This window comes from Allobosea sp. 10L417 (assembly GCF_056395485.1).
Window position 1 is genome coordinate 1 of the sequence record NZ_JBFTJP010000011.1, and the last position, 21,274, is coordinate 21,274.

Annotated in this window: 18 protein-coding genes and 1 pseudogene; 6 read left to right on the forward strand and 13 right to left on the reverse strand. The window is 67.7% G+C overall.

The features are described from left to right. On the forward strand, nt 1–216 hold a 216-nt coding region (locus tag AC1DE3_RS22460), incomplete at its 5' end, for a DNA translocase FtsK (RefSeq protein ID WP_476852794.1). A 21-nt stretch (nt 217–237) separates the two neighbouring features. Here the strand turns inward: AC1DE3_RS22460 and AC1DE3_RS22465 are convergent. After that, nucleotides 238–1,008 (reverse strand): DUF899 domain-containing protein, encoded by a 771-nt coding sequence (locus AC1DE3_RS22465; protein WP_476780915.1) that lies wholly within the window; start codon nt 1,006–1,008, stop codon nt 238–240. A gap of 109 nt (nt 1,009–1,117) precedes the next feature. On the opposite strand from AC1DE3_RS22465, the pseudogene AC1DE3_RS22470 reads away from it, so the two are divergent. Together AC1DE3_RS22470 and AC1DE3_RS22475 are read left to right on the forward strand one after the other, a co-directional pair. Beyond that, nucleotides 1,118–2,338, forward strand: a pseudogene (locus AC1DE3_RS22470) (helix-turn-helix domain-containing protein). A gap of 34 nt (nt 2,339–2,372) precedes the next feature. Next, complete coding sequence (locus AC1DE3_RS22475; RefSeq protein WP_476780880.1) at nt 2,373–3,011, forward strand: Vgb family protein; 639 nt, start codon at nt 2,373–2,375, stop codon at nt 3,009–3,011. Between the two features lie 7 nt (nt 3,012–3,018). Here AC1DE3_RS22475 and AC1DE3_RS22480 read toward each other — a convergent pair whose 3' ends face one another. After that, nucleotides 3,019–4,182: an amidohydrolase gene (locus AC1DE3_RS22480; protein WP_476780881.1), complete on the reverse strand. Its 1,164-nt coding sequence runs from the start codon at nt 4,180–4,182 to the stop codon at nt 3,019–3,021. Nucleotides 4,183–4,282: 100 nt separating this feature from the next. Further along, nucleotides 4,283–5,176 (reverse strand): LysR substrate-binding domain-containing protein, encoded by an 894-nt coding sequence (locus tag AC1DE3_RS22485; RefSeq protein WP_476780882.1) that lies wholly within the window; start codon nt 5,174–5,176, stop codon nt 4,283–4,285. A gap of 128 nt (nt 5,177–5,304) precedes the next feature. On the opposite strand from AC1DE3_RS22485, the gene AC1DE3_RS22490 reads away from it, so the two are divergent. Next, a complete protein-coding gene (locus tag AC1DE3_RS22490) occupies nt 5,305–6,009 on the forward strand; it encodes an SDR family oxidoreductase (RefSeq protein WP_476780883.1) in 705 nt (234 codons plus the stop codon). Between the two features lie 39 nt (nt 6,010–6,048). On the opposite strand, the gene AC1DE3_RS22495 is transcribed toward AC1DE3_RS22490, so the two are convergent. From AC1DE3_RS22495 to AC1DE3_RS22535, 9 genes are all read right to left on the reverse strand, one after another. Beyond that, nucleotides 6,049–7,077: a GGDEF domain-containing response regulator gene (locus AC1DE3_RS22495; RefSeq protein ID WP_476852795.1), complete on the reverse strand. Its 1,029-nt coding sequence runs from the start codon at nt 7,075–7,077 to the stop codon at nt 6,049–6,051. 10 nt (nt 7,078–7,087) lie between these two features. After that, the gene (cheB, locus tag AC1DE3_RS22500) at nt 7,088–8,110 is read right to left on the reverse strand and encodes a chemotaxis-specific protein-glutamate methyltransferase CheB (protein ID WP_476780885.1); all 1,023 of its coding nucleotides are present in this window, start codon (nt 8,108–8,110) and stop codon (nt 7,088–7,090) included. Nucleotides 8,111–8,132: 22 nt separating this feature from the next. Then, nucleotides 8,133–10,397 (reverse strand): hybrid sensor histidine kinase/response regulator, encoded by a 2,265-nt coding sequence (locus AC1DE3_RS22505; RefSeq protein WP_476780886.1) that lies wholly within the window; start codon nt 10,395–10,397, stop codon nt 8,133–8,135. After that, the gene (locus AC1DE3_RS22510) at nt 10,394–11,095 is read right to left on the reverse strand and encodes a chemotaxis protein CheW (protein WP_441513572.1); all 702 of its coding nucleotides are present in this window, start codon (nt 11,093–11,095) and stop codon (nt 10,394–10,396) included. Before AC1DE3_RS22510 ends, AC1DE3_RS22505 begins: the two co-directional genes overlap by 4 nt. Continuing rightward, nucleotides 11,095–12,369, reverse strand: coding sequence for a CheR family methyltransferase (locus AC1DE3_RS22515; protein ID WP_441513573.1), 1,275 nt, complete (start codon nt 12,367–12,369; stop codon nt 11,095–11,097). Before AC1DE3_RS22515 ends, AC1DE3_RS22510 begins: the two co-directional genes overlap by 1 nt. Continuing rightward, nucleotides 12,369–12,833 carry a chemotaxis protein CheW gene (locus tag AC1DE3_RS22520; protein WP_441513574.1) on the reverse strand — a complete coding sequence of 155 codons (465 nt, stop codon included), beginning with the start codon at nt 12,831–12,833 and terminating at the stop codon, nt 12,369–12,371. Before AC1DE3_RS22520 ends, AC1DE3_RS22515 begins: the two co-directional genes overlap by 1 nt. 24 nt (nt 12,834–12,857) lie before the next feature. After that, nucleotides 12,858–14,495, reverse strand: coding sequence for a methyl-accepting chemotaxis protein (locus AC1DE3_RS22525; RefSeq protein ID WP_441513575.1), 1,638 nt, complete (start codon nt 14,493–14,495; stop codon nt 12,858–12,860). A 154-nt stretch (nt 14,496–14,649) separates the two neighbouring features. Beyond that, entirely contained in the window at nt 14,650–15,936 is a 1,287-nt protein-coding gene (locus tag AC1DE3_RS22530) for an NAD(P)/FAD-dependent oxidoreductase (protein ID WP_441513576.1), read from the reverse strand. 100 nt (nt 15,937–16,036) lie between these two features. Continuing rightward, a complete protein-coding gene (locus tag AC1DE3_RS22535) occupies nt 16,037–18,385 on the reverse strand; it encodes a molybdopterin guanine dinucleotide-containing S/N-oxide reductase (protein WP_441513577.1) in 2,349 nt (782 codons plus the stop codon). A 141-nt stretch (nt 18,386–18,526) separates the two neighbouring features. Here AC1DE3_RS22535 and AC1DE3_RS22540 point away from each other — a divergent pair, with 141 nt between their 5' ends. Continuing rightward, complete coding sequence (locus AC1DE3_RS22540) at nt 18,527–19,348, forward strand: enoyl-CoA hydratase/isomerase family protein (RefSeq protein ID WP_441513578.1); 822 nt, start codon at nt 18,527–18,529, stop codon at nt 19,346–19,348. Here AC1DE3_RS22540 and AC1DE3_RS22545 read toward each other — a convergent pair. Further along, nucleotides 19,312–19,791: a MarR family winged helix-turn-helix transcriptional regulator gene (locus AC1DE3_RS22545; protein WP_441513579.1), complete on the reverse strand. Its 480-nt coding sequence runs from the start codon at nt 19,789–19,791 to the stop codon at nt 19,312–19,314. The two genes, AC1DE3_RS22540 and AC1DE3_RS22545, sit on opposite strands and share 37 nt — an antisense overlap. 117 nt (nt 19,792–19,908) lie before the next feature. Between AC1DE3_RS22545 and hmgA the strand changes: the two genes are divergently transcribed. Further along, complete coding sequence (hmgA, locus tag AC1DE3_RS22550; RefSeq protein ID WP_441513580.1) at nt 19,909–21,267, forward strand: homogentisate 1,2-dioxygenase; 1,359 nt, start codon at nt 19,909–19,911, stop codon at nt 21,265–21,267. Nucleotides 21,268–21,274: the final 7 nt, after the last annotated feature.

Here is a 21,274-nt window from a genome sequence, read left to right on the forward strand (position 1 = left end):
TCGGACGACCCCTATGAGCAGGCGGTCGCAGTCGTGCTGCGCGACAAGAAGGCCTCGACCTCCTACATCCAGCGCCGCCTCCAGATCGGCTACAACCGCGCCGCCTCGATCATGGAGCGCATGGAGAACGAGGGCATCGTCGGCCCCGCAAACCACGCCGGAAAACGCGAAATCCTCGGGGAGGGCGCCCGGCCGCCGCGCGACGACGAGGATTGATCGGACAGCGCCGATCCGCGCTTACGAAGCTGTTTCGTAGCGATCGTGGTGACGCCACCAGGGACCGTCTGCCTCGTTGCGCCCCTTCGGGGCGCGATCGAGCCAGGCATACATAGCCCAGATGCCGTCCACGCCGCGCGCATAGGCGGAGTAGCTGTGGTAGATCGCGCCGTTCTCGCGGATGAAGGCGCTCATGCCGGGGCGCTCGCGGTGATAGGTCGGGACATCGGTGCCGGCCATCTCCGCGAAGCTGCGCTCAACCGGATTGCCGCCGGAGCGCCATTCGAATTTCGGCTTGTGCCGGAAGTTGTAGTCGATCCCCGTGGTGCGCTCCTGCTCCTCCGTGAAGGAGACGTTGAAGTCGAAATTGAAGCCGCTGTCGCTCGATGAGGCCCAGGGGAAGCTCCAGCCCATCCGTTCGCGAAAGGCGAGGAGTTTTGCGAGCGGCGCCCGCGATACCGCCCACAGCATCACGTCGTGGTTGGCCAGATGCGCGGTACTGCCGTTGAACCCGTCGGCGATGGCCGAGCAGGACGGGCAGCCCGCCTGATAGTCCGGGCCGAACATGAAATGATAGACGAGGAGCTGCGAGCGTCCTCGGAAGAGATCGGCGAGCGATGCCTCGCCCTCCTCGGTGTCGAAGCGGTAGTCGCGGTCGATCCTGACCCAGGGCAGTGCTTGCCGTTGCTGCGCCAGTGCGTCGCCCTGCCGCGTGTAGTGCTTCTCGGCTTCGAGCAGTTCGAGCCGGGCCGCCAGCCATTCCTCGCGCGTTCCGATACGATGTGTCGTCATCATGCTTCCCTTCTGTCGCCGGATGTCCTGCGCCGCTCGCCGCGGCGCGCCGATTGGTGCTACTGCGGAGAGAACGCGGGAAGGGAGTGACAAGTTTGGCGGGATTCCGATGGACTCGCTGATCACCGCCGCCGGCCGGGCACTCGCCTCGGGCGATCCATTGGGCGCCCTGAACCGCGTTGCCTTGCGCGACGATCCGCCCGCGCTGGCCCTACGTGGCATCGCCATGGCGCAGCTCGGCGATTTTCCGCGCGCCAAGCTCCTGTTGCGCCGGGCTACACGCGGCTTCGGGGCGCGCGAGGTCGTCGCGCGGGCTCGCTGTGTCGTCGCCGAGGCCGAGATCGCCCTGGCGTAGCGTGACCTGATCTGGCCGCCCCGCAGGCTCTCGGCGGCGGCGGCGGTGCTGGAGGCCCATGGCGACCGGATCAATGCCGCGCATGCCCGTTATCTCGACATCCGTCGCCTCGTGCTGATCGGCCGGCTCGACGCGGCCGAACAGGCGCTCGCTGCGATGGACCCCGTGCCGCTGCCTTCGCCGCTCCAGGCCGTGCATGGGCTCGCGACCGCAGGCATCGCCTTGCGCAGATTGCGTGCGGGCGCAGCCCGGGAAGCTCTGGATGACGCGCGCGAAGCGGCCGGCAGAGGCGGCATCCCGGCGCTGCTGGCCGAGGTGGAGGCAGCATCCGCGGCCCTTGAGGCACCGGCGGCGCGGCTGATCGCGAACGGCAAAGAGTGCAATCTCCGCCTTCGCGACGTCGAAGCTTTGCACTCCTCGCCCGCCCTGATCGTCGATGCTTGCCGCTTCGCCGTGCGCGACAGGCAGGTTTCGGTCTCCCTCGCGACCCGTCCGGTGCTCGTTGCTCTGGCGCGGGCTCTTGCCGAAGTGTGGCCCTCCGATGCGTCGCGCGAAGTGCTGATTGCGCGGGCGTTCGGGGCGAAATTCACCGATGAATCGCACCGCGCCCGCCTGCGTGTCGAGATCGGGCGTTTGCGAGCGGCGTTGCGGCCGGTTGCGAGGCTGGCTGCCACGCGCGGCGGTTTCGCGATGGCGCCGCGCCATGCACCCGAGTTGGTCGTGCTGGCACGCCCTGTCGAGGAGAAGCACGCGGCGGTGCTCGCCTTTCTCGCCGATGGCGAGAGCTGGTCTAGTTCGGCGCTCGCTCTGGCCCTCAGTGCCAGCCAGCGCAATGTCCAGCGCGCGCTCGAGGAACTGGCTTCGGCCGGCAAGGTGCAGTCTTACGGGCAGGCGCGCGCGCGGCGCTGGACGATGCCGGCCATCCCCGGTTTCGCGACGAGCTTGTTACTCACGGCGCCTTGGCGCGGTGGCTAGGGTCGCACCGTCGCCATCCCCACGGAGCAGAACCATGACGGTATCCAAGGCAGAGATCATCCGCGAATACGGCCCATTTCCGGGCGTCGACAAGATCCATGGCGTGAGCTTCGACGGCGAGCGGGTCTGGTTCGCCTCAGGCGACCGGTTGAACGCGCTCGATCCCGCGAGCGGGAAGGTGGAGCGCGCCCTCGACGTGTCCGCCCATGCGGGCACGGCCTTTGACGGCAGCCATCTGTTCCAGATCGCCGAGGACCGCATCCAGAAGATCGACCCTCGTACAGGCGCCGTGCTGTCGACGATTCCCGCGCCCGGCGGCGGCGGCGATTCCGGGCTGGCCTGGGCCGAGGGAGCGCTCTGGGTCGGCGCGTACCGGGATCGCAAGATCCACCAGATCGATCCGGAGACCGGCAAGACGCTGCGCACCATCGAGTCCAACCGCTTCGTCACCGGTGTCACCTGGGTCGACGGTGAGCTCTGGCACGGAACCTGGGAAGGCGAGGAAAGCGAGCTGCGCCGGGTCGATCCCGCCACGGGCAAGGTGCTGGACAGCCTCGCCATGCCGGCGGGCGAGGGCGTCTCGGGCATCGAGTCGAACGGCGACGACCTCTTCTTCTGCGGCAGCACCTCGAAGAGTACGGTCCGGGCCGTCCGCCGGCCGAAGCGGAACTGAGACCTCCTCAGCCGGGGGAGAGCCTGCGGCGGGCGATGGCGGCGTGATAGCGTGCGCCGTGGATCAGCCCGCGATCGTCGAAATCGTAGCGGGGATTGTGGAGCGGCGCAGAATCCTCGCCGTTCCCGACATAGGCGAAGCAGCCCGGCACATGGTCGAGGAAGCGGGCGAAGTCCTCCGACCCTGTCATCGGCTCGCGCGCGACTGAGACGTCGCCATCGTCGAACACCGTGCGCGCCGCGGCGAATGCCTCCTGCACCATCGTCTCGTCGTTCACCAGCGGCACGAATTCGCGGGTGTAATGCAGCTCGGCGCTGAGATTGTAGCTCTGCGCCGTGCCCTGAGCGATGATCCCCATCTGCCGCTCGATCTCGGCGCTGACCTCGGGGCGGAAGCTGCGGGCGTCGCCGAGGATGCGCGCGGTCCCGGGCAGGACGTTCCGGGTGCCGTCGGTCAGGAGTTCCGTCACCGAGACCACGGCGATGTCCGCCGGGCTCAGCCGCCGCGAGACGATGGTCTGCAGGTTGGTGACGAGCGCGCAGGCCGCGACCAGAACCTCGTTGCCGGAATGCGGCCTTGCGGCGTGCCCGCCCACGCCCTTCAGCACGATCTCGAAATTGTCCTCCGCCGACATGAACGACCCGGTGCGGGTCTGGAACTGTCCGACGGCGAGGCCGGGCATGTTGTGCAGGCCATGGACCTCGTCGAAGGGAAAGCGTTCCATCAGGCCGTCGGCGAGCATGGCGAGCGCGCCCTTGCCCCATTCTTCTGCGGGCTGGAACAGGAAGCGCACCGTGCCATCGAAGCCGCCCTCGGCCGCGAGCAGCTTGGCTGCGCCGAGCAGCATCGCCGTGTGCCCGTCATGGCCGCAGGCATGCATCACGCCGGGCGTCTGCGAGCGGTAGGGATGATCGCCCTGTTCGGCGATGCGCAGCGCGTCCATGTCGGCGCGCAACGCGATCGCGCGGTTTCCCGTGCCGCGCTTCAGCGTGCCGACGACGCCGGTGCCGCCCACGCCCTCGGCCACCTCGTCGAACCCGAATTCGCGCAGCTTCGCGGCGACGAAGGCGGCCGTCCCCGCCTCCTCGAAGCCGAATTCGGGATGGGCATGCAGATGCCGCCGCCATGACGTCATCTCGGCCTGAAGCGTCTCAAGATCGAGTTCGGGCATGGTCGCGGCCTCGCAGGTCAGTCGGTTCCATCGTTAGGGCAGGCGGCGCGAAAGAGGCGCTCCAATCCGCCTCGCGGGATGCAAGTTTCTTGCGCTGCCGTCAGCCCATTCCGGCGGCCTCGGTCAGCCAGCCGCGTACGGCTGCGACCGGCTCCGGATGCCGGGGCCGGCGCGGCGACAGGATGTAGAAGCCGGCCTCGATCGGCAGCTCGGCACCGAAGAGAGGGACGAGCCGCCCGCGCGCGATATCGTCGTCGACGAGGAAGCGGCTCGTCAGCGCCAGTCCCTGGCCGGCAATGGCGGCATCCAGCGCAAGCGCCGTCTGGTTGAAGCGGATGTTCTGGGCGGACTTCGGTGCGGCGGCGGGGAAAACGGCCCCCAGAAACGCCGGCCAGAAATCATGGCCATCATGCAGCAAGGGATAGCGCGCGAAGGTGCCGGGATCTGCCGGATCGCCGAGCTTTTCCAACAGGAGCGGGCTGCCGACGGCGATGATCCTCTGCTCATAGAGCAGTTCGGCGCTGAGCCCCGCTCCGAAGGGCGGCCGCCCGAGCCGGACGGCGAGGTCGACCGCATCGGTTCGGAAATCGGAGAGGCGGTCGGTGGCGACGATGCGCAGGTCGATGCCGGGATGGGCGTCGGTGAAATCCGGCAGGCGCGGGATGAGCCAACGCGAGGCGAAGCTCGGCGTCACGCTGATGGTCAGGTGCAGCGGCGCGGGCCGGAGTTCCTCGGTTGCGTCCGAAATCAGCTCGAAGGCCCGCCGCACGGAGGCGACGTAGCTTCGCCCGGCCTCAGTGGGCGCCAGCGTCCGCGGCAGCCGTTCGAAGAGCTTGAGGCCGAGCTCCGTTTCGAGCTGGCGGATCTGCTGGGCGACGGCGCCTTGCGTGACCCCGAGCTCCTCGGCAGCGAGGCGAAAATTGAGATGGCGCGAGGCGACCTCGAAGACGCGCAGGCCGTTGAGCGAGGGCAGGCGATGGATGCGGCCGGTCATGCGATAGTTTTTCTACAGGCCGATGCGAGTGAAACTGGTTCGTCAGGCACGGAGCGGAGTGGTAGGAAATTCGCCGGCTCGTGGAATGCGCTGCCCGATAGTGCTGCGCAGCGACAGTGGAGACAAGCATGGCGACAGAAAAAGTGGCTCTCGTCACCGCAGGCGGCAGCGGCATGGGCGCCGCCGCGGCGAAGCGCCTGGCGGCGGACGGCTTCCGGGTCGCCATCCTGTCTTCGTCCGGCAAGGGCGAAGCGCTGGCGCAGGAACTTGGAGGGATCGGCGTTACCGGCTCCAACCAGTCGAACGACGATCTGCGCCGCCTCGTCGATCTCGCGATGGAGCGCTGGGGCCGCATCGACGCACTCGTCAACAGTGCCGGCCATGGGCCGCGCGCTCCGATCCTCGAGATCACCGACGAGGACTGGCATCGCGGGCTCGACGTCTATCTGATGAACGTCATCCGCCCGGTGCGGTTGGTGGCGCCGATCATGCAGGCGCAGAAGGCTGGCGCGATCGTCAACATCTCGACGGCCTGGGCCTTCGAGCCGAGCGCGATGTTCCCGACCTCGGCCGTGTTCCGGGCCGGGCTGGCATCCTTCACCAAGATCTTCGTCGACACCTACGCGGCCGACAATGTCCGCATGAACAACGTTCTGCCGGGCTGGATCGACAGCCTGCCTGCGACGGAGGAGCGGCGCCAGAGCGTGCCGATGAAACGCTACGGGACGAGCGCCGAGATCGCCGGGGCCATCGCCTTCCTGGTCTCGCCGGATGCGGGCTACATCACCGGCCAGAACCTGCGCGTCGACGGCGGCATCACCCGGTCGATCTGAGACAGGGCGATTGCAAACCCGGCACCAGGGCTGCGCCGGCTAGCCTCCCTCGGCCGGCGCCGCCTCAGAGAATACCGCGCGGTCGCGCCCGCCGTTCTTCGCCCGGAACAGTGCGAGATCGGCCGCATTGACGAGGCCGCCAGGGCCGGTCTCGGCGCTCGGCCAGGCTGTCGCCACGCCGACGCTGATCGTCACGCGCCCGGAGCCATGGGGAATGTTCAGGTCGCGCACGCCCTGGACCATGGCCTCCGCCACATGGGCCGCGCCCTCGGGCGGCACATCGGTCAGGATCACGACGAATTCCTCGCCGCCGAACCGGGCGGCGAGGTCGGTCGAGCGGCACGCACCGTTCTGGATCACGCCGGCCACCTGCTTCAGCACGTCGTCGCCTGCGAGATGGCCATAGGCATCGTTGTAGCGCTTGAAATGATCGACATCGATCATCAGCACGGAGAGCGGGTTGCCGGTCCGCACGCCCCGTTTCCACTCGGCTGCGAGATACTCGTCGAAGTAGCGGCGGTTGCCGAGCCCGGTCAGCCCGTCGATCCGTGTCAGTCGCTCAAGCTCGAGATTGGCGCGCATGAGCTCGCGCTGGCTCTCGCGCAGCGCCCGGTATGCCTCGTCGCGCTGGAGGTGATCGATATAGGCCCGGGTGTGGTAACGGATGCGCGCGATCAGCTCGATCTTGTCCGGGAGCTTCACCAGATAGTCGTTGGCGCCGGCCTGGAAGGCCTCGCTTTTGATCGCCGGGTCTTCCTTGGTCGACAGCACGATGACCGGCACGCTGTGGAGCGCAGGGTGCTTGCGATAGCGCCGCACCAGATCGAGCCCATCCACACCGGGCATCACCAGATCCTGCAGGATAACGGTCGGTTTGACGCGCTGGGCTACTTCGATCGCGTCCAGCGGGTCCGTGCAATAGTGGAAGTCCACGTCGCCCTGATGCGTCAGCGCCCGCCGGACCGCCTCGCAGACCATGACCTGATCGTCCACGAGCAGCACCATCGCCAGATAATTGTCGACGGGGAGCTGGGCATCGGGGGAGGAGGTGGTGGGTTCGCCTGCCATGGTAAGCCTTCTAGAGCGCCGGCTGGCCGCAGACCTCGGCGAGGCGCGGCGCGATTGCGGTCAGGGGCAGAATTTCGGTGGCGGCGCCGATGGCCGCAGCTGCCTTGGGCATGCCGTAGACGGCGCTGGTCGCCTGATCCTGCGCGATTGTCAAATGGTGCTTGTCGCGCAGCAGCTTCAATCCACGGGCGCCATCCCGCCCCATGCCGGTGAGCAGCACGCCGACCGCGCTTCCGCGCCATTGTTGTGCGACACTCTCGAAGAAGGCATCGACCGAGGGGCGATAGGCGTAGTCGCGCGGTTCCGCCCGGTAGCCGAGCTCATCGGCCGAGGTGAAGACGAGATGGTCCGCGCTGGCGGCGATCAGCACGTTGCCCGGTACGGGGCGGTCTCCTTGCAGGGCAGCGCGCACCGTGATCCCGCTTTGCTGTTCGAGCCAGCTCGCGAAGCCCGGGACGAACTGCGCGTCGAGGTGCTGGACGAGAACGATCGCTGCCGAGAAGCCCTGCGGCAGCCCGGCGAGCAGGGTAGCGACGGCCGCGGGGCCCCCGGCGGAGGCTCCGATGGCGACGAGCTGCTGCGTCGAAGCGCTGCGCGGCGCCGGCGGGCGCGATTTGCGCAGCGTTCGCGGCAGGTCGCTGGCGAGGCGGCCGACCGCCGACATGCGCGCCAGCAGCGCGCCGCCTTGAGTCGAAGCGATGCCATTCGCGCCGATGACGGGGATGTCGACGGCGTCGAGCGCGCCATAGCCCATGGCCTCGTAGACGCCCGAGACATTGGCATCCACGCTGGCCGTGACGAGCAGGATCGGGCAGGGGGTCTCGGCCATGATTTGCCGGGTGGCCTCGACGCCGTCCATGACCGGCATGTTCAGGTCCATCAGGATGAGATCGGGAAGGTCGCGCCGGGCGGCCGCCACGGCTTCCGACCCGTCCATGGCGATCCAGGCGACCTTGTGCTCCGCGGTCGACGTCACGATCCGTCGCAGGACTTCGACGGCCATGGGCAGATCGTTGACCAGGCCGACTCTCATGGGAGGTCCTTCATGCAGGCGCTCATGGCTCGCCGATGAGATCTTCGACGGCGTGGAGCAAAGTCTCGTCGTGGAAGCTGCTCTTGGTCAAATAGTAATCGGCGCCAGCGTCGAGGCCTCGGCGCCGATCCTCCTCGCGGTCCTTGTAGGAAACGATCATCACCGGGATGTTCCGCAGGCCGTTGTCTTTCTTGAGCAGGGTCACGAGCTCGATTCCGTCCATGCGGGGCATATCGATATCGGTCACGACGAGGTCGAACGCGCCTGAACGGACGGCATTCCACCCATCCATCCCGTCGACTGCGACCTCGACCTCGAAGCCGCGATAGGCGAGCAGCTTCCGTTCCAGCTCGCGCACGGTGAGCGAATCGTCGACGACCAGGATGCGCTTGCGCTGCCTCTGCGCGGTGCGTTCCGCCCGGTGCTCCAGCGGCTTCAGGCGACCGCTCGAAACCAGCTTCTCCATCGAGCGGATCAGATCCTCGACATCGAGAATCAGCACGGGGGAACCGTCCTCCATGAGGGCGGCGGCGCTGACGTCCTTGACCTTGGCCAGCCGTGGATCGAGCGGACGCACCACGAGTTCGTGCTCGCCGAGGAAACGATCGACAACCATGGCATAGATGTCGTTGCCCTGGCCGACGACCACGGCCGCAAGTTCGGCCCCGGCCGAGCTGGGCTCGCCGTGACCGAGAACCTCATGCGCGGTGACGAGCCCGACCTGCCGGCCGTCGAATTGGAAATGCGGCCTGCCTTCGAGCGAGGCGATCCGTTCCAGCGGCAGTCGCAGCGCCTGCGTGATCGCGGCAAGGGGGAGGGCGTAGGGCTCCCCAGCGATCTCGACGAGCAAGGCCCGGATGACGGACAGCGTAAGCGGCAGCTGTAGCTGAAAGCGGGTGCCATGGCCGAGCCGCGAGGTGATCTCGACCTGTCCACGCGTCTGGCGCACCATTGCCTGGACTGCGTCGAGGCCAACGCCACGCCCGGAGATGTCGCTGATCGTCGGCTTCATCGAGAAGCCGGGCAGGAAGAGAAACTCCAGCAGCTCCGCCTCGCTGAGGTGGTGGACCGTCTCAGTCGTGCTGAAGCCACGTTCGAGCGTCGCTTGCCGTAAAGCGTCGAGATCGATGCCGCGGCCGTCATCCGAGACGATGATCTGCAGGAGGCCGGCATGATGCCGTGCTTCGAGGCGGATGACGCCTTCGGCCGGCTTGCCGGCTGCGCGCCGTTCCTCTGGCGTTTCGAGCCCGTGATCGACCGCGTTGCGCAAGAGATGGCCGAGCGGGGCGTCGAGCTGCTCCAGGATATCGCGATCGATGCTCGTCGTGCCGCCGACGATGTCGAGGCGAACCGTCTTGCCGAGCGCCCGCCCGATGTCCCGGACCGTGCGGGAGAAGTGCCGGACGCCGTCGTCGAAGGGCCGCATGCGGCTTGCCAGCGTCTCGTCGTAGAGCCGGCTGGCAAGATCGGTGGCCTGCCGGTCGACCACGTCGAACTCGTCGAGTCGCTCGCTCAGGATCGCCTGGCTTTCCTGCAGCCTGATCTGCACGGCCTCCAGCGCCTGCAGCGCGTGCGGATCGGTCGTCGCGGCCGGCAGCGCGGTCTGGAGGGCGTCGACGCTCCGGGCGAGCTCGGCCTGCGCTCGCCGCAGCCGTAATAGCCCGTCGTTGAAAGGTCGCAGGCGCCGGGATGCCATCAACGACTCGCCGGCGAGGCCGAGCAGGCGATTGAGGCTCTCCGCCGTGACCCGGACCATGCGGCCGCCCTGCCCGTCGTCGGACAGGGGGGGCGAGCCGGTCTCGGCAGACGTCGACAGCGTGCTGCTTTCGGTGAGCGGGGCGGTATTCTGTTCGGGCGCCGGTCCGGCGCTCTCGGGGCCATCCGGTACGCCGCCGGCGGAAGCCTGCTGTAGCGCCGCTATGAAGCTGCCGATCCGCCGCTCCGCCTCGGCTGCATCGGGGCCCTCGTCGGAGGACAGGGTTGCCAGAAGATCGATGCCCTTGAGCAGGGTATCTATGTGGCCGTGGTTAAGCCGCAGCTTTCCGTGCTGCGCTGCGACCAGGCACTCCTCCATCTCATGGGCGATCCGTACAGCTGGAGTCAGGTCGATGATCCGCGCTGCGCCCTTGAGGGAATGCGCGGCCCGCATGCAGGCTTCCAGATGCGTGGCCGCCACCGGATCGCGCTCCAGTGCCAGAAGCCCGGTCGTCAGCGCCTGAGACTGCGTGGAGAGTTCGGCGCGGAACAGCTCGAGCAGGGAGAACTCGCTGAAATCCTCGCCGCTCATGCGATGCTCCGGTCGATCAGCCCGGCCAGCCTTCCGTCGTGGAGACAGCCCACTGCCCGCCCATTCCAGGCGATGACGCCAGCGACGGCGCTCGCGGCGGCCTTGCCGATCGTGGCGGGGGCCATGCCAAGGTCATTCCGGTCGAAGCTGTAGAGCCCGTGGACCTCGTCGACTTCGAAGGCCGAGCGCCTGCCTTCGGCGCCGACCACCACGAGACGGCGGAAGGCCGTGATCCGCTCGCTTGTCCGGGGCACCGCGTCGGCATCGATCCCAAGCAGTTCGGACAGGGCGACGCAGACGAGCAACTCGCCACGGACGTTGACGATGCCGCGAACGGCGCTGCTGCGGCGGTGGGGCAGCGAATGGATTGCGCGCGGTTCGGCGATCTCCTGGCAGGCGGTGGCTGGCAGGGCGAGCCATTCCGCTCCGATCCTGAAGATCAGGACGGTCTCGAGCGCGTCCCGTTTCGCGCCGTCGCCCGCCGGCTGAGCGAAGAAGCGGGTCCATTCCTCGCGGTAGCCCTGCGGCACCGCCCGATCGAGCAGCTGGCGGGCGATCTGCGCATGGGTCGGGCAGTTGCGGCAATGCAGATGCGCCTCGAGCTCGGGGCAGGACTGGTCGCCCCGGACGCCGATCTTTCGCCAGCATTCGTTGATGCCGCTCGCGGGCTCCGGCGTGATCTCGACTGCGACGGACATCAGGTTCCGCTCCTCTTCGTCAGCCGATCGAGCCGGTTGGCGAGCGCCCTGGCGCCCGTCTCGTCACCGCGGCGTTGCAGCAGCAGCTTGAGATGCGCCAGCGCCTGGCGGTGGTCCGGCGCAAGATAGAGCGCCTTGCGGTAATTGCCCGCGGCGGCCTCCTCGGCGTTGTCGGCATCCTGGGCGAGGCCGAGCAGGTAGAAGACCTGCGCCGATGGGCCGAATGCGGCGATGTGGCGCTCCGCCGCGATACGCGCTTCGGCCAGGCGCCCGGCATTGGCGGCATTCTCGATGGCGGCAAGTCCCGTAGCCTCGCCATCGGGCGGCACGGCCGAGGCCTGCGATGCGGTCCGCAGCGGAGCCGTGAAGGGCCGATGTTTCTGTGGCGGGGCAGCGCCGGAGAGGATGGAAACCGGCGGCTTGTGGCGCGCCTGCGGTGCCGGCGCGGGGCGCGCCATGGTTTCGATGCTCGGCGGGGTAGGGGCCTTCGTAAAGGCGAATGCGCGCGGCAGGCGCGCGCCCGTGAAGCCGTACAGGGAGGGCAGGCCGGACTCTCCCGGTCCGACGAGCAGCAACCCCTCCGGGGCCAAGGCCTGACGCAGCACCGCAAGGGCGACGGCCTGCGTCTCGCGATCGAAATAGATCAGGAGATTGCGGCAGAAGATGATGTCGTACGCGTCGCGCCCGGGCGCATGCGCCGGATCGAGGACGTTGCCGAGCGAAAACCGGACCTGCCGCCGCACGAGCTCATGCGGCCGAAATTCGCCGTCGAGCGCCTCGAAGTAAAGTGCCCGGAACGCGAGGTCGCTGCCCCGGAAGGAGTTGCGCCCATAAACGGCCCGCTCGGCCAGCAGGAGGTTGCGGCTGCTGACGTCGATGGCGTCGATCGCGAAATCCTTCGGCTCGAATCCGGCATCGAACAGCGCCATCGCCATGGAATAGGGCTCTTCGCCCGTCGAGCAGGGCAGGCTCAGCAGCCGGATCGGGCGCTCCGCGCGCCGCAACTCGCGTGCCTTGCGCGCCATCGCGGCGAAGGCCTCGCGATCGCGAAAGAACCAGGTCTCCGGCACGACGACGCAGTCGACCAGTTCCTGGCGCTCGCTCTCGTTCTCGGCGAAGTATCGCCGATAGGCCTCGAGGTCAGGCTGCCCGCAAGCCGTCATGCGCCGCGTCAGGGCGTGACGGATGACGGAGGGGCCGACTGTCTCGATGCTCAGCCCGATCATCTCCCGAAGGATACGCTCGAAGTCGCCGGTGGCCGCGCCCTTCTCCATCACGGCTCTGCCGTCATCTGCCGGAACAGGATGTCGCGGATCTCCGGTGGCAGCAGCGCTTCCGCCCTGATCCACTGAATGAGGCCCTCCTCGTCGGCCGCGACCGGTCCGAGATAGGCCGGCGTCCCGGCCTCGACGCCGGAGGCGGTGAAATCGGCGGGATCGCGCGCGACGGTCTCGATGGCCCGCTCGGCGATCAGCCCGAGGAGCCTGGGATCTCCCTGTTCCGTCGGATAGTGCAGCAGGATGATCCGGGTGCTCAGCACCGGCGCGGCCGGGCGGCCGAGCGCGAGCAGGGAGAGGTCGATCAGCGGCACGGGCGTGCCGCGATAGCTGATCGCGCCGGCGACACCGGCTGGAGCGGCCGGTAGCTGCTTCACGGACAGCAGCGGCAGCACGGTCTCGACCTGCGCGGTGTCGAGCACGTAGCGATCCGCCCCGAGCTGGAACATCAGGAACAGCATCTGTCGCTCCCGTTCGGGCCTCCGTCAGGCCCGGAGCTTGAAGCGCGAGATGCTGCTGCGCAGCCCGCTCGACACCTGGTTCAGCTCGTCGATCGCCAGGGTGGATTGCTGCAGGGATTCGACGGTCTGTTGCGCGGCTTCGCTGAGCTGCGCCAGCGCCTCGCTGATCTGGCCAGCGCCGGTCGCCTGCGCCTGCATGCCGTCGTTCGCGACCTCGAAGCGCGGCACCAACCCCTGCACCTGCTCGATGATCTCCGACAGTTGCCCGCCGACCTGCTGGACATCCTGCATGCCGCGCCGGACCTCCTCGGAGAACTTGTCCATGCCCATCACACCGGCGGCGACGGCCGACTGGATGTCCTTGACGATCTGCTCGATGTCGTAGGTCGAGACGGCAGTCTGGTCGGCGAGGCGGCGAATCTCGGTCGCCACGACGGCGAAGCCGCGCCCGTATTGCCCCGCCTTCTCCGCCTCGATCGCGGCGTTCAGCGACAGCAGGTTGGTCTGGTCGGCGACCTTGGTGATGGTGGTGACGACCTGATTGATGTTGCCGGCCTTCTCGCTGAGGATCGCGAGCTTGGCGTTGATCGCGCCGGCCGCCTCCATCACCTGATGCATCGTGGCCTCCATCCGCGCGAGGCCCGCCTGGCCGCCGCCGGCGAGCGTCGCGGTCTGCTCGGCCACGGCGGAGACCTCGTCCATCGTCCGCACGAGCTCGTTCGAGGTCGCGGAAATCTCCTTGGACGTCGCGCCGATCTCCGTCGTGGTCGCGGCGATCTCGCTCGCCGTTGCCTGTTGCTCCTTCGATGTCGCGGCGACTTCCGTGATCGAGGTGTTGACCTGGATGCTCGACTTCTGGATCTGCCCGATCAGCCCGGCCAGGTCGTCGGCCATGGCGTTGACGCCATCCGCCAGCGTGCTGAATTCGTCGCGCCGCGCGAGGGCGAGCCTCTCGCTGAAATCGCCGCGCCGCATCACCTCGACAATGCCCAGCAGCTTGCCGAGCGGCACGGTGATCGCCCGGAACAGCAGATAGCCGCAGAGGATCGCGAGGCCGAGCGCGACGACGAAAGCGATGATCAGCCCGAACTCGGCGGCGCGGACGATGCGGACGATGTTGCGGGTCGAGTCGTCGGCCTCGGTCTTGTTGAACTCCATCATGGTCCGGAGGGCGCTGCCGAGCCGGGTCGCGAGCGGTTCGATCTGGTCCTTCACGATGGCGCTCTGATCGATCGCCTGCCCATTGGTGGCCGCGAGCTTCGAGGACGCGAGCATCGCGTCCTCGATCGGGACATATTGCTCGAACAGCCGCTGCGCCTCGGCGTAGTTCTTGCGATCCTCCTCGGAGTCGATGGTGGGTTGATACGCCTTCAGCAGGGAGCGCATCGTCTCCCTGCTCGCGAGGATGGCATCGCTTGCGCGGGTCCTTTCCGCCGCCGTGTCCGAAAGCTGGAATTCGCGGATGAGGCCGCGGGCTCCGGTCCAGGCCGTGGTCAGCTGCGCGCTGTAGTAGAGGCCGGGCACCGTATTGGTTTCGACGGTCAGCGCCTCGCGCTCGGTCTGCAGGAACCAGACATAGCAGAGCGCCGCGATGGCAGACATCACTGCCATCACGGCGGCGAAGCTGAGCAGGATACGGCGGCGTATCGTCAGGCTCTTCATGGTTCAATCTCTCATCGACGCGCAGTGGGCCCCGATCGCGGTCGAGCAGACGCGCGGACGGAACGCCCCGAATCATCGTTAGCGTGGAGTTATTTCCCGACTGTTGAAGAGCACCGCTACGATTCGAAGAACCGCCCTGGCGCCGATCCGGCCGTTACTGCCGGCGTTCCCGCAGGAAATCGGCTGCCTGGTAGCGCCAATAGGTCAGCTGGACCGCGGCGGTGCCGAACGGCCCGCCGTTCCAGGCGAGGCCGAATGGGGCAAACAGCTTGAACCGATCGCTCGCGCCTCGGATCGCCTCCGCGATGACGGCGCCGCCAACCGCCGTCGTGTTCATGCCGTGGCCGCCGAAGGCGGTGCAGTACCAGACACCCGGGCGATACTGACCGATCTGCGGCATCAGATGACGCGCATAGGACATCAGGCCCGACCAGGCGAGCTCGACCTTGAGTTCCGAGAGCTGCGGATAGGTTGTGACCATCTCGCGGCGCAGGAGCGCGGCGACATCGCGCGGCTCGGTCGTGCGCGTCGTGATGCGGCCGCCCCAGAGGATGCGGGAGCCGCCTTCGACCAATCGGTAGTAATCACCGGCGCGCCGGTCGTCGCCAACGCCTGCGCTGGTCCGGATGGCCTCGCGGATCAACTCCGGCGCCGTCTCGGTCAGCAGCACATAGGTCGCGATCGGCAGAAAGGCGCGCTTCAACGGCGCGAACAGGCCGCCGGTATAGCCGCCCGTGGTGAACAGCAGTTGCTCTGCCTCGATTGTGGCCTGCGCCGTGCGCAGATGCTTCACCGGTCCCTCCAGCTCGCAGGAGAGGACCGGCGAGCCTTCATGGATCACGCCGCCGCTCCGCACGAGCTCGCGAGCAAGGCCGTGCGCATAGTTCAGCGGATGGAAGTGGAAGGCGTCGTCGTCTGCCAGCGCGGCGTGGTATTTCGGCGAGCGCAGCAGCCCGCGCGTTTCCTCCCGCCCGAGATAGCGCAGTTTGCGCCCGAAGCGCTTTTCCTGCGCGTCCCGCTCCTGTTGCAGCGCCGCGCCGCCATCATGGCGCACGACCCGCATGATGCCGGGCGAGGGCGCGGCGTCGGCGATGCCGAGGCTTTCGATATTGCGCCGGACGATGCCGACGCCTTCGAGGGTCAGGCGATAGAGTTCTTCGGCCTGCTGACGCCCTGCCTGGCGCTCGATGGCCGAGAGCGAGGTCGCATAGCCAGCGCTGACGAAGCCGCCATTGCGCCCCGAGGCGCCCCAGGCGACACGCTGCGCTTCCAGCAGCACGACCGACCGTCCGGCGCGGGCCAGTTCGAGCGCGGCGGTGAGCCCTGCCAGCCCGCCGCCGACGATGCAGATCTCCGCTTTGATCTGCCCCTCGGCAGGCGGGTAGCCGTCGGCCGAAGCGAGTGTGCGGCGGTAGTAGGTATCGATATAGGTCGGGGACATCGGGGCTCGCGGCAGGCGGAAGACGATTTCGGTGGAGCGCTGTCGCGCGACCCGCTAACACCTTTCGGCACAACGGATCCGCGCTTCAAGCCGCGATGGCCTATTCCGCCGCTTCGGCGGCCGATCCGCCCGGCGGATCATAGGCCTGGATCGGCGGCAGATTGCCGTCGAAGCGCTCGACCTGCACCGTCGTCAACTGCCCGGTGCAGCCCTGCGCCAGCGCCGAGGTGCCGATATCGCGGGTCAGGACGTTCGGATTGCCGTGGACGCAGAGCGGCTTGTCCTCGGTCGGGTCGGCCGGATCGTACCAGGCGCCGGTCGGCAGCTGGACGACGCCCTTGCGAATGCCGTCGGTGAGGATGACGCCGGCAAGGCAGGCGCCGCGCTCATTCGAGATGCGGATGATGTCGCCATCGACGATGCCGCGTGTGGCAGCATCTTCCGGATGCATGCGCGCGACCTCGCGGCCGCGAAGCTTGCCCTCGCCGCTATGACCGCCGAAATCGAATTGGCTGTGTAGCCGGGTCCGCGGCTGGTTGGCGACGAGGACGTAAGGGGCAGCCGCATCGGGGATGTTCGTCGCGCCGAGCCAGGCCGGGTGCCCGAGGCAGTCCGTTTCGCCGAAGCTTGCAATGGTCTCGGAGAAGACCTCCAGCTTGCCGCTTGGGGTCCGCAGTGGCGAGCCCGCCGGATCCTGCCTGAAGGCGCGCAGATTGCCGCCATCGTCGGGTTGCTGCGGCAGCTCATAGCCTTCGCTCGCCCAGAACTCGGCGAAGCTCGGCGCCGGCAGTCCCTTCTCCGCGAGGCCAATGCGCGTGGGCTCGTAGAGATGCTCCAGCCATTGCCGCACGCTGCGGCCTTCGGTGAAGGCCTCGGCCGTGCCCAACCGCTCGGCCAGTCCGGCGAAGATGGCGTAGTCGTCGCGCGCCTCGCCATAGGGCGCGACGACCGGATGCATCGGCACCAGCAGCGGGTCGTTGGAATTGCCGCCGATATCCTCGCGCTCGAGCGTCATCGTGCAGGGCAACACGATGTCGGCATGGCGCGCCGTCGCCGTCCAGGCGAGTTCGTGGACGACGAGAGTATCGAGCCGGGCGAAGGCCTGCCGCAACCGGTTCAGGTCCTGATGATGATGGAACGGATTGCCTCCGGCCCAGTAGACCAGCTTGATCTCGGGGTAGGTCCGGGTTTGGCCGTTATAGCGATAGGTCGAGCCCGGATTGAGCAGCATGTCGGAAATGCGCGCGACCGGGATGAAATCGCTGACCGGGTTCTTCCCTTGCGAGAATGTCGGCATCGGCACGGCATTGTAGCGCCGCCCGTAATAGGCGATGGCGCCGAGCCCATAGCCATAGCCGCCGCCGGGGAGGCCGATCTGCCCGAGCGCCGCCGCGAGCACCATGCCCATCCAGACCGGCTGCTCGCCATGTGTCGCGCGCTGCAGGGCATGGGCCACGACGATCAGCGCGCGCTTGCCGTGCAGGCGCTTGGCCAGCGCCACGATCTCCTCGGCCGGCATGCCGGTGATGGGAGCGGCCCAGGCCGCATCCTTGGGCTGACCGTCGCTCTCGCCGGTGAGATAGCGCTCGAAGACCGGCCATCCGGCCGTGTAGCGCTCCAGGAAGGCGCGGTCGTGCAGTCCGTTGACGACGAGCGCGTGGACGAGCGCCAGCATCAGCGCGGTGTCACTGCCGGGGATGTTCGCAACCCACTCGGCGCCGGCCTCCGTCGGCAGGTCGCCGCGCAGCGGGCTGACCAGCACGAATTCGCAGCCGCGTTCCTGGGCGCGCTCCATCGCGCCGCGCTCGACATGGCGGCTGATGCTGCCGCCGGCCACCATGCTGTTCTTGAGCGCCATGCCGCCGAAGGCGAGCACGATCTCGCTGTGCTCGGCGATCTGCTCCCAGGAGACGTTACGTTTCACCAGATCCTCGTAGTCGCCGATGATGTGCGGCACGAGGACGGAGGAAGCGCCCGAAGAGTAGCTGTTGACCGACTTCACATAGCCGCCGGTCGAGGTGTTGAGGAAGCGGTGGATCTGGCTCTGGGCATGATGAAAGCGCCCCGCGCTCGCCCAGCCATAGGAGCCGCCGAAGATCGCGCCGGGGCCGTGGTCGTCCCGCACGCGGCGCAGTTCCCCCGCGAGTTTGTCGAGCACCGCCGACCAGGACATCGGCACGTACTCGTCACGCCCGCGGCGGTCGTCGGGACCCGGCCCATTCTCCAGCCAGCCGCGTCGCACCATCGGCCGGGCGATGCGGGCGCGGTGGCGCAGCGCCCCCGGAAAGTTCTGGATGATGTCGTTCGGGTCGGGGTCGCCCGGATGCGGCCGAACCTCGAGCTGTCCGTCCTTCATCCGCGCCGAAAACACGCCCCAATGCGAGGTATGCGGACGAAAGGCTTCGTTGTCGGTCAAAGCCTCGGGTGCCTGGCCGGCGGGGCTGGTCATCGCCGCGATCCTCGGATTGTTAGCTGGGAACGACGATCCGTCTTCGGTCGTGCCAGAACGGAGCGCAAGAAAAATCCGCCATCGAGCGATGCGCTGGGAGCAGACCCCTTCTGCTGGTCTTCATGAGCCCGGAGCGGCAGAGTGGCGGCGCATCATCTGAAAGGCGTCGGGACAATGGAGAATTCCTCGGGCGACGTGGTCGTCATCGAAAGACACGGCACCGTGCTGACGGTGACGATGAACCGGCCGAAGGTGCTGAATGTGCTCGACGAGACGCTGGCGGATGCGCTGATCGCGGCATTTGAGCCGGTCGCCGCGGATTCGGACATCCGAGCGGTGGTTCTCGCCGGCGCCGGCCGCTCCTTCATGGCGGGCGGGGATCTCTCCCGCTTCCATGCCGATCTTGCTGGGGCGCCTGCAACCGCGGGCCTGCTCATCGATCGCTTTCATGCCCTGATGCGTCTGATCAAAGCCCTGCCGCAGCCCGTTGTCGCCGCAGTGCAGGGGCCTGTCGCTGGCGGCGGCGTCGGTCTCGCGCTCGCTTGCGACATGGTCGTCGCGGCTCAGGGCGCGAGCTTTCTGTCGGCCTACACCAAACTGGGAACCAACCCGGATGGCGGCACGACATGGTCGCTCGCGCGGCTGCTCGGCCCGCGCCGCGCGCTCGAATTCGTGCTGTTCAACGAGCCGATCGATGCCGACACCGCGTTGCGCCTCGGCCTCGTCAACCGGGTGGTGCCGGATGGCGAGCTGGCGGGCGCGGCGCAGGCGCTGGCCGGGCGCCTGAGCCAGTGCAGCGTCGGCGCCAACAGGGCGAGCAAGGCCCTCATTCAGGCCGCGATGGAAGGCTCCTTCGACGCGCAGCTCGATCTGGAGAAGCGGGCCTTCATGGCCAATGCGGCTACGGCTGATTTCAGGGAAGGGATTCAGGCCTTCTTCGACAAGCGTCCGCCACGGTTCTGACGGGGCGCATCCGGGGCCCACAAGCGCGCCTCCAGCCGATCCAGTCCTCGTAGCAGCCGGGTGGCGTCCGGGCCGAGCGCCGCCAGGATCTCTTGTTCGAAGGCGAGTGCGCGCGGCACGATCTCGCCATAGGCGCGCAGCCCCGCCGCCGTCAGCATCAGGCTCTCCTCGCGTCGGTCGGCCTCGTTTTCGCGGCGGGAGAGCCAGCGGCGCTCCTCGAGCGCGCGCACTGCCCGGCTGACCTTGGTCTTGTGCATGGCGGAATGGGCGCCGACGGCCTTCGCGGTCACCGCGCCGAACTGGCCGAGCGTGGCCAGGACGCGCCATTCCGGCACCGTCAGATCGTGATGCGGCCCATAGACAGCGCGGAATTTCAGCGAGAGCGCGCTGCTGAGCCGGTTGAAGCGATAGGGCAGGAAGCGTTCAAGCGCGAGCGTCGTCATGCCTTGTTGGTTACAAAATCAACCGTTACGAAAGCAACTTATTTGACGCGCGGGTACCGGCGAACACACCGGCCCTTGTCCCTGCCGCGCCGCGAGCCACCATCGGGAGGTCGCACCATGAACGTTCAGGATCCCGCTCGGCCGCCCGCAGGCGTGCGCAAGGTCGAGAGCGCCATCCGGGCGGGCTACATGTCCGGCTTCGGCAACGGCTTCGAGACCGAGGCGCTGCCGGGCGCACTGCCGCTCGGCCGCAACTCGCCCCAGCGCTGCGCCTATGGCCTTTATGCAGAGCAGCTCTCGGGCTCGCCCTTCACTGCGCCGCGCACCACCAATGAGCGCTCCTGGCTCTACCGCATCCGGCCGACGGTGGCGCATTGGAACCAGTTCCGAAAGGCCGATATCGGGCTGTGGCGCACCGCGCCGGCCCGCGAGGTCGATCTGCCGCTCGCCCCGCTGCGCTGGAGCCCGCTGCCGATACCGTCGCAGCCGCTATCCTTCATCGAGGGCATGCACAGCATGACCACGGCCGGCGATGCCGGCAGCCAGGGCGGCATGGGGGCGCATGTCTATCTGGTCACGCGGTCGATGGTGGATGAGTATTTCTACAATGCCGATGGCGAGATGCTGTTCGTGCCGCAGCAGGGGAGTTTAAGACTCTGGACCGAATTCGGCATCATCGACATCGAGCCGGGCGAGATCGCGGTGATCCCGCGTGGCGTGAAGATCCGCGTCGAGCTGCCCGGCGAGCCGGCACGCGGCTACATTTGCGAGAACTATGGCGGCGCCTTCTCCTTGCCGGAGAGGGGACCGATCGGCGCCAACTGCCTCGCCAACCCCCGCGACTTCCTGACGCCGGTCGCCGCCTATGAGGATCGCGACGCGCTTTCCAAGATGTTCGTGAAGTGGGGCGGCAATCTCTGGGTTGCCGACATCGACCATTCACCGCTCGACGTCGTCGCCTGGCACGGCAACTACGCGCCCTACAAATACGACCTGCGCAAATATTCTCCGGTCGGGCCGGTGCTCTATGACCATGCCGACCCGTCGATCTTCACGGTGCTGACCTCGCCCTCCGAGACGCCCGGCACCGCCAATATCGACTTCGTCATCTTCTCCGACCGGTGGCTGGTGGCGGAAAATACCTTCCGCCCGCCCTGGTACCACATGAACGTGATGAGCGAGTTCATGGGGCTGGTCTATGGAGTCTACGACGCCAAGACCGGCGGCGGCTTCATGCCCGGCGGCGTCTCGCTGCACAATATGATGCTGCCGCACGGCCCGGATGTGGACGCCTTCGAGCGGGCGAGCAATGTCGAATTGAAGCCGCACAAGCTGGAGGGAACGCTCGCCTTCATGTTCGAGACGCGGTTTCCGCAGCAGGTCACCGCCTTCGCCGCTGGTTCCAATGCCTTTCAGAAGGACTATGGAGGGTACGGACACAAGCTTGCGAAGCACTTCGATCCGGACCGGCCATAGCGGGCTG